Genomic DNA, 2,146 nt, shown 5'->3' on the forward strand with positions numbered 1-2,146 from the left:
GTCCTCTGGGGCCGCTAGGGATTGGGATAAAGCCCGCACCCTGCGCATAGCGCGGGTGTCGGGTAGTTTACTCCTCACTGCGCTGGACTATGTTTGTTGACTTTTTCATTCGCCGCCCTGTTTTTGCCAGCGTCTGCTCCATCCTGATCGTGCTGGTGGGGGCGGTGAGCATTCCCCTACTGCCGGTGGACTACTACCCACAGGTGGCGCCGCCAGCGGTGAGGGTGACTGCTGTTTATCCTGGGGCCAACGCCGAGACGGTGGAGACGGCGGTAACCAATGTGCTGGAGCAGGAGATCAACGGCGTCGAGGGTATACGGTCTATCGCCTCGGTGAGCAGCAGCAACGGCACCAGCCAGATCACCGTTACCTTCAGCCCGGATCGGGATCTGGACACGGCGGCTGTGGATGTGCAGAACCGGGTGGCGCGGGCCCAGGGCCGGCTGCCGGCGGAGGTGATCCAAAACGGCATCAGCGTGGAAAAGGCCGGCGACAGCGCCTTTGTGCTGGTGTTGGCGCTGCGCTCAGAGGCGGGGGAATACGACGAGCTGTTTTTGAGCAACTACGCGGAGCTGTTTGTGCGGGATGCTTTGCGGCGCATCCGCGGCGTCAGCGATGTCATCATTTTCGGGGAGCGCACCTATGCCATGCGCATCTGGCTGGATCCGACGCGGCTGGCCAGCTATGGTCTGACAGCTCTGGATGTGGTAAACGCAGTGCGCCAGCAGAATATCCAGGTGCCCGCCGGCCAAATTGGCGGCCAGCCCAGCCCCCCGGATCAGGAGTTTCAGATCAGCGTCCAGGCCACGGGGCGGCTGTCGCAGCCGGAGGAGTTCGCCCAGATTGTTCTCAAGGCCAACGCCGATGGCAGCTTGGTGCGCATTGCCGATGTGGGCCGGGTAGAGCTGGGGGCCCAAAGCTACGATACGTTCTTCCGCATCGGGGGGCAGGAGGCGGTGGGGATCGCCATCACCCAACAACCGGATGCCAACGCCCTAGAGGTGTCGCGGCAGGTGCGGCAGACGTTGGCGCAGCTGGCGGAGAGTTTTCCGCCCGGCTTGATCTACGAGATCCCTTTCGACGCCACCCTGTTCATTACCGAGTCGGTGCAGGAGGTGATTTTTACCCTGCTGCAGGCTATTGCCCTGGTGGTGCTGGTACTGTTCATCTTTTTGCAAGATTGGCGCGTCACCCTCATTCCCACCGTTACAATTCCGGTGGCGCTGCTGGGGACCTTCGCCTTTGTGCGCCTGTTTGGCTTTTCCATCAACACTTTGACTCTGTTCGGCCTCACCCTGGCCACCGGTCTGGTGGTGGACGACACCATTGTGGTGGTGGAGAATATCTCCCGCTACATCCGCGACCGCGGCATGCGGCCTCTGCAGGGGGCCTCGGCGGGGATGAACGAGGTGTTGGGGGCGGTGATCGCCACGACGCTGGTGCTGCTGGGGCTATTTGTGCCTGTTGCTTTCTTTCCTGGCACCAGCGGTCGCATCTACCAGCAGTTTGCCGTCACCATTGCCGTGTCGGTTTCGCTGTCCACGTTTAATGCCATTACCTTGGCTCCGGCTTTGTCGGCGCTGCTAATTCGCCCCCGCTCAGAGCAGATGTTTTGGCTGCTGCGCTGGTTTGACCGCGCCGTGGAAGGGATCCGAGCGGCCTACTGCCGCCTGCTGGAGCTGGTGGTGAAGCTGCGGCTGTTGGTGGTGACGGGGTTTATTGCCTGTTTGGGCCTCACCTACTGGCTGTTCCAAATTGTGCCGACGGGGTTTGTGCCGGATGAGGATCAGGGCTTTTTCATCACCATTGTCCAGGGGCCGCCGGGGGTTTCCCTCAACTATACCGACAGGGTGATCCGGCAGGCCGCCGCTATTTTGGAGGGGATCCCTGAGATCGAAAATCGGGTGATCGTGGGGGGGTTCAGCTTTACCGGGCCCTCGCCGGGGAATGGGCTGATCTTTGTCACCCTCAAGCCCTGGGAAGAGCGGCGGCAACCGGAGCAATCGGCGCAAGCGATTGTCAACCGGCTATTTGGGCCTTTTTTGGGCGGGATCAGCCGCGCATTGGTGATCCCGATCCTGCCGCCGGCCATTCCCAATTTGGGGGTTGCGGGCGGGTTTACTTTCCAGCTTCAGGATCGGGGGGT

General features: G+C 61.7%; 1 protein-coding gene. It reads left to right on the plus strand.

Annotation, left to right across the window (positions count from 1 at the left end; all coding sequences use genetic code 11):
- Positions 1-89: 89 nt before the first annotated feature.
- Positions 90-2,146, plus strand: a 2,057-nt coding sequence (locus NW837_RS12950) for an efflux RND transporter permease subunit (protein ID WP_414332057.1), incomplete at its 3' end; no start/stop codon positions are given.

Origin of the sequence: Synechococcus sp. R6-10 (assembly GCF_047461815.1) — a bacterium.
Taxonomy (GTDB): Bacteria; Cyanobacteriota; Cyanobacteriia; order Thermostichales; family Thermostichaceae; genus Thermostichus.